Origin of the sequence: Thiococcus pfennigii, assembly GCF_016583835.1 — a bacterium.
In the GTDB taxonomy this organism is placed as follows: Bacteria; Pseudomonadota; Gammaproteobacteria; order Chromatiales; family Chromatiaceae; genus Thiococcus; species Thiococcus pfennigii.
On sequence record NZ_NRRW01000026.1, the window covers coordinates 46724 to 53024 of the forward strand.

Below are 6301 nucleotides of genomic sequence, written 5' to 3' on the forward strand. Positions count from 1 at the left end.
TCTCCGCGGGCCAATATAGAGGCGGGGCAGTGGGTGCTCGGGCGGAGGCCCCGACCACCGGACTGCCCGACCATGGTCGCCTGTTGAACCGCCCGAACGCTACCGCCTTGCCATGGATACGCGCCAGATGTCCACCCCGCTGACCCGGGGCCGTGCGCCGCCGTTTAGACCTGGCTGGATCGCCACCTTGTACGCCTTCTGGGCCGGGGCCTGGATCCTCCTGTCTGGCTACGCCTCAGGGGCCATCGTTGGGGACCCGAGGCTGCTCTGGCTCGTCGAGCTGGTCAAGGGCGGCCTCTTCGTCGCCGTCACCAGCATCGTCCTCTATTTGCTGCTGCGCGCCCGGGAGCCCGCGGCCGATTCGGCGTTGCAGACTCCCCGCGAGGTGGCCTTGCGCGCCCGTTGGCTGGCTGCCGCCTTCGCTGCGCTGGCGCTGCTGGCGCCGCTGCTCGCCTTCAGCATCGTCCAGATCCGGGGGCCGGAGGAGGAGCGGCAGGCCCTCGCGGATCTCGAGGCCATCGCCGAGCTGAAGGCCGAGCACCTCGAATTCTGGCTGGCCGAGCGGCGTGGCGATGCGGCCGTCCTCGCCGGGGATCCGGCCTTCGCCGCGGCCGTGGCCGGGCTGCTCGCGGCGCCGGGGGCGACCGATCGCAGGGGGCGCGTCGAGGGCCGCCTGGCGGCGCTCCGGGAGGCCCACGGGTATGGCCTCGTGACCCTGTTCTCGGCCGCCGGGCAACCGCTCTTGGTCGTCAGTGAGGCGGACGAGCGGGGGGCCGGTCTGCACGACCCCGGGCCAGCGGCATCCGATCCGCCCCTGGGGCCGCACAGCACGCTCTTTCGCGATGCCGCGGGCCGGCTGCACCTGGATACCATCGTCCCGCTGCTGGCTGCCGAGCCCCGTGACCGGCCGCTCGCCTTCATCGTCCTACATATGGATCCGGAGCGCTTCCTGCTGCCCTTCATCCGCTATTGGCCGACCGAGAGTGCGAGCGGCGAGACCCTGCTGGTGCGTCGCGACGGCGACGGCCTGGTGTTCCTCAATCCGCTGCGTCATGTCTCGGGGGCGGCGCTCACGCGGCACCTGCCGGTCGATGCGCCGGACCTGCCGGCCGCGATCGCGCTACGCTCGGGGCGCGCCGGCACGGTCGCCGGCCGCGACTACCGAGGCGTCCCCGTGTTGGCTGCCTACCGCCCGGTCGCCGGTACCGATTGGTTCCTGATCGCCAAGCGGGATCGCGACGAGGTCATGGCGCCGGTGCTGGCGTTGGCCCTGTGGGTCGGCGTCGTCACCCTGTTCGCGACCGTCGCCTTCGCCGTGATCCTTTGGTTGTTGTGGCGGCAGCAGCAGCACCGCCAGCAGGTCGCATGGCTGGCGGAACGGGCCGAGCAGGACCGTCTGTTGCGGCACTTCTACGATCTGCCTTTCATCGGGATGGTCATCGCCGATGCCGCGACCAGGCGTTGGCGGCACGTCAACGACCGCTTCTGCGAGATCGTCGGACGCTCCCGCGCCGAGCTCGAGTCGCTGACCTGGGCCGATCTCACGCACCCCGAGGACCTCGAGGCCGACCGCCTCGCCCAGGAGGCGCTATTGCGCGGGGAGGTCGAGGGCTATCGGCGCGAGAAGCGCTATCGGCGCCCGGACGGGACCCTCGTGCATGCGTCGGTCGATGTGCGCTGCGTGCGCCGGGCCGACGGTACGCCCGAAATCCTGATCGCGACCATCGACGATGTCACCGAACGGCGCCGTAGCGAGCTGGCGCTGCGGCGCCAGCGCGACCTCTACGACATGCTCTCGCAGACCAACCAGGCGATCGTGCGCAACCGCGACCGTGCGGCGCTCTTCGCCGAGATCTGTCGGATCGCCGTACGCCACGGACGCTTCCGGTTCGCCTGGATCGGCCTGTGCGGGGAGGGCGACGGGATGATTCGTCCGGTCGCCCACTGGGGCGACGATGTCGGCTATCTCGCCGCGGTCTGGGCTGGTGCCGCGGTCTGGGCCGGTCCGGCGGCGCGCGCGTCGCTCGGGCGCAGCCTGATCGCCGAGGCGATCCGCCGCGGCGGGCATGCGGTCAGCAACGATTTTCTGGCCGATACGGCTGGCGATCTGCGCCATGGCGCGGCCCTCCGGGCCGGCATCCGGGCGGCCGGGGCCTTCCCCGTGCGCCACCTGGGACGCGTCTTCGCGACCCTGGCGCTCTACGCCGAGGAGCCTGGCTTCTTCACCGACGATGTCCTTGCGACGCTCGATGAGATGGTGCGCGATCTCTCCTTCGCGCTCGATCATCTCGCTCAGAACCAGGCCCTGCGCGACAGCGAGGCGCGCTACCACGGCCTCTTCGAGAACGGTCACACGGCGATGCTGCTCGTCGACCCGCGCGACGGGCGGATCCTCGATGCGAACCCGGCCGCCTGCCTATTCTATGGCCGCACGCGCGAGCGGCTGCAGGCCGCCGGGATCGGCCAGCTCGAGACCCGAGATCGGCAGGGCCGAACGCTGCCGATGGCCGAAGCCGCCGACGCGGCGCCGTGCCACCTCGAGGGGCGTCAGCGGCACGGCGACGGGACGCTGCGCGACGTGGAGATCTATAGCGTGCCGGTCATGATCGGCGGGCAGCGGCTGCGCTTCTGCATCGTCCACGACATCACGCAGCGCAAGCGCGACGAGGAGTCCTTGCGCCTGGCCGCGACCGTCTTCGAGTCCACCCGCGACGGGGTCGTCATCACCGACCTCGTGCCGCGGATCATCGCCGTCAACCGCGCCTACACCGAGATCACCGGTTACACGGAGGCCGAGGTGTGCGGCAAGGACCCGGGCATCGTCGCCTCCGGGCGCCAGGACGAGGCCTTCTACGCCGCCATGTGGGGCAGCCTCCACGACCTCGGCCACTGGCAGGGCGAGATCTGGAACCGTCGCAAGGGCGGCGAGATCTATCCGCAACGCTTGACGATCAGCGTCGTGCGCGACGAGCAGGGCGCGCCGAGCCACTATGTCGGTGTCTTCACCGACATCAGCGACATCAAGGCGTCGGAGGCGCGGCTCGAAGCCCTGGCCCTCTTCGACGCCCTGACCGGCCTCCCCAACCGCCGCGCGGTCGAGGCGCGGCTGGAGCAGGCCCTCGCCCGCGCCAGGCGCCAGGCCGGGAGCGTGGGCGTGCTCTTCATCGATCTGGACGGCTTCAAGAACGTCAACGACAGCCTCGGTCATCAGGCCGGTGACGAGCTGTTGAAGGCGATCAGCCTCCGACTCAAGAGTCGCCTCCGCGAGGAGGACACCCTCGCGCGCCTCGGCGGCGACGAGTTCCTGCTGGTCGTCGAGACCTTGTCCCAACCCGAGGATGCCGTCTCGGTCGCCGAGGGTCTCCTCGAGGTCCTCGAGTGCCCCTTCGTGCTGGCCTCCGGGCACGAGGTCTACGTCGGGGCGAGCATCGGCGTGAGTCTCTTTCCGGACGACGCGAGCGACGTCAGGGCCCTGATCCAGCACGCCGACGCGGCCATGTATCAGGCCAAGGGGCAGGGTCGCAACACCTATCGCTTCTATACCAGGGCGCTCACTGCGCGGGCGAATCGGCGTCTCGATCTGGAGACCCGGTTGAGTCGGGCGCTGGAGCGCGACGAGTTCCTGCTGCACTACCAGCCGATCGTCTCGGCCCGCGACGGCCGGGTCCTGGGTCTCGAGGCCCTGGTGCGTTGGCAGCCGGCGGGCACCGCGCTGGTGCTGCCGGCCGAGTTCCTGCCGATCTGCGAGGAGACCGGGCTGATCGTGCCGCTCGGCGACTGGATCCTGCGCACCGCCTGCCGCCAGGTGCGGGACTGGCTCGATGCCGGTTGCCAGCCCTTCTCGATGGCCGTCAACCTGTCCCTGCGCCAACTGCATGTCCGCGATGTGCCCAGGCAGGTCGGGGCCGTCTTGCGCGATACCGGAGTCCCGGCCGATTGGATCCAATTGGAGCTGACCGAGAGTTGCATCATGGCGCAGGGCGAGGAGGCGGTCGCGGCCTTGAGCGACCTCAAGTCGCTGGGCCTGCGCCTCGCGATCGACGACTTCGGCACAGGCTACTCGTCGCTGTCGTACCTCAAACGCTTCCATGTGGATCGCCTCAAGGTCGATCGCCGCTTCGTGCAGAACCTCGTACAGGAATGCGACGATCGCGAGATCGCCGCGACCATCATCGCGATGGCCCACAACCTGCGTCTCGAGGTCGTCGCCGAGGGGGTCGAGACGGAGGCCCAGCGCGACTGGCTGGCGCGCATGGGCTGCGATGCCCTCCAAGGCTACCTGTTCGGTGAGCCGCGGGCCGCGGAGGCAGCCTGGCGCTGGGTCTGCGACGCTGCGCGGCGCGATGCGGATCCGTCTGCACCGGACGCGGGCCGTGCCCCGACTCCCGGAGGTTCACCTTGACCCTTGGGCTCGACCTGGGCGAGGTTGGACCTTCCGTTCGCCCGGTTCGGTGGCACGCGTCGAACCGGGTCGCTCAGGCGGCGAGCTGCTCGAGGGCCCGGGCGAAGCTCGCGATCCCGGAACTGCGCATCAGTATGCAGGGCTTCGCATAGCGTTTGCAGAACCGCTTGGCGCGTTGGTAGGCGTTGTGGCTGACGAAATCGGCCGGGCAGACGATCGCGTCGGCCGCGGCCATCATCGCCTCCAGGCGGTGATGGCTGTCTTCGAGGCCGCCGTCGTGGCGCACCAGTTCGCCGTTGCAGCGCGCGACCAGGTCGCGGTAGTGGTCGGCGAGCGTCCCGCGCCCGCCGATGCAGAGGATGCGTCGCCCGCGCAGGTCGACGCAGTCCCGGCAATCCCGACCGGCCGGGCACCGATCGGGGCACTCGTCGTCCGCGTCGCCCGGCAGGAGCCGTTCGAGCGCCGCGACTGCGGCCTGCTGCTCCGCGAGCGCCGCCGTCAGCCGGGCGACCTCCTCGTCGGCCGCGCGCTGCCCGCGGCGCAGGCGCCTGGCCTCCTGGGCGCTTTCCTCGTGGCGACGCCGCGCGGCGACGAGTTCGGCCTCCAGCGCGGCGATGCGCCGCTCGCCCCCGAGGGGCTGGGCCTCGCTCGGTGCGACCGGTACGGCTGCCTTCAGCCGGCGCGTCTCTCCCTCCTGGCGTGCCAGGGTCTCGCGCAGCGCCGCCAGTTGCCGGTCGCGTTCGGCGAGGCGCTGCTCGTAGCGGCGGGCCTCGTTCTGTCGCTCGCGCTCGCAGCGCTCGGCACGCGCGCGGGCCTCGGCCAGGGCCTTCGCCTCGGCATGCAGCCCCGCGCCGATCTGGTGGGAGAGCATGTGCACCTCCTCGTAGGCGAGGGCGCGCGTCGGCGCGTCGGCCTTCGGGTGGGTCATCAGTGCCCAGAAGGGCCCCGGCACGTCGCCGGCGGCGACCGCCTCGTGCCACAGTCGGGTGACCTCGGGCGCCGTCTTGGCCCGGGCGAAGCGGCGGACGCTGGCCGCGAACTTGCGCTCGAGTAGCCGCTGGGTCGCCAGCGACAGCGGATTCTTCGTCTCGGCGGCGCCGACGCAGGTGACATGGATCCGATAGTCGCCGAGCGGGTCGAGCCGTTGTCCCTCGACCTTCTCGAGCAGGCGGCGCAACTCCTCGACGTGGAGGCAGGTGCCGATGATCGGGCAGTGGTACTTGTGGGGGATGTCCCACAGCTTGAGCGCGCCCTTCTTCGGCGTGACCTCGGCGCGGGTCGCGTGCGCCAGCGTCGGTAATGGGGCGTCGGGCGGTACCGATGCTAGGGGCGGACGTCGGAGCGATCCAAGCCCGTCGGGGCGCGCGAGGATTGGTGGGGTGCCATTCGCAGGCGCGGCGAGGGCGCTGTCGGTAGGGCCAGACGGGGCGCTCGGCGGTCGGTCGCTCCGTGCGGATCGATGGAGGTCACACATGGGGCTCGTCCTCTGTCCTGATCGAAGCGGGTCAATGGAGGTCGGCGAGGCGGCCACCGCCCTGGTCGGCGAGCCAGCGCCATTGGCGCGCGAGCCGCAGATAGACGCAGCGCTCGTCGTTGGTGCCGAAGAAGTCGGGGTGGCAGCACAGGGCCTCGATGTGGCGGGCGACGCGGCCGGCCGCTGCGGCCGAGCGCGAGGCCAGGTAGCGGCGCATCAGGGGGCCGAGGCGTTGCTCGATCGCCCGCGGATCGAGGTACTCGAGCGGCGCGGCGGGGTCTTGAATCTGTCCTGGGATTTGTCCTGGTTCGGTCATGCCAGCAGCCTCCGGATCTGGTGATGAGGCAGTCCTCCGGCTGGCGGCGCTCGGCGGGCGAGCGCCGCCAGCCGGAGGACTGCCTCATCACCAGATCCGGAGGCTGCTG

The 6301-nt window shown here is 71.0% G+C and carries 3 protein-coding genes; 1 reads left to right on the forward strand and 2 read right to left on the reverse strand.

All coding sequences use genetic code 11. The features are described 5' to 3' along the window. The first annotated feature begins 127 nt into the window (after window positions 1-127). Window positions 128-4402 carry a bifunctional diguanylate cyclase/phosphodiesterase gene (locus CKO41_RS10295; protein ID WP_200382145.1) on the forward strand — a complete coding sequence of 1425 codons (4275 nt, stop codon included), beginning with the start codon at window positions 128-130 and terminating at the stop codon, window positions 4400-4402. Window positions 4403-4475: 73 nt separating this feature from the next. On the opposite strand, the gene CKO41_RS10300 is transcribed toward CKO41_RS10295, so the two are convergent. Further along, window positions 4476-5876: a DUF2325 domain-containing protein gene (locus CKO41_RS10300; protein ID WP_200382146.1), complete on the reverse strand. Its 1401-nt coding sequence runs from the start codon at window positions 5874-5876 to the stop codon at window positions 4476-4478. 31 nt (window positions 5877-5907) lie between these two features. Then, window positions 5908-6192 (reverse strand): ATP dependent RNA helicase, encoded by a 285-nt coding sequence (locus CKO41_RS10305; protein WP_207143966.1) that lies wholly within the window; start codon window positions 6190-6192, stop codon window positions 5908-5910. Between the last annotated feature and the right edge of the window lie 109 nt (window positions 6193-6301).

Coding starts and splice junctions, on each gene's coding strand:
- CKO41_RS10295 (WP_200382145.1), top strand. CDS start 128: ATGTCCACCCCGCTGACCCGGGGCCGTGCGCCGCCGTTTAGACCTGGC.
- CKO41_RS10300 (WP_200382146.1), bottom strand. CDS start 5,876: ATGTGTGACCTCCATCGATCCGCACGGAGCGACCGACCGCCGAGCGCC.
- CKO41_RS10305 (WP_207143966.1), bottom strand. CDS start 6,192: ATGACCGAACCAGGACAAATCCCAGGACAGATTCAAGACCCCGCCGCG.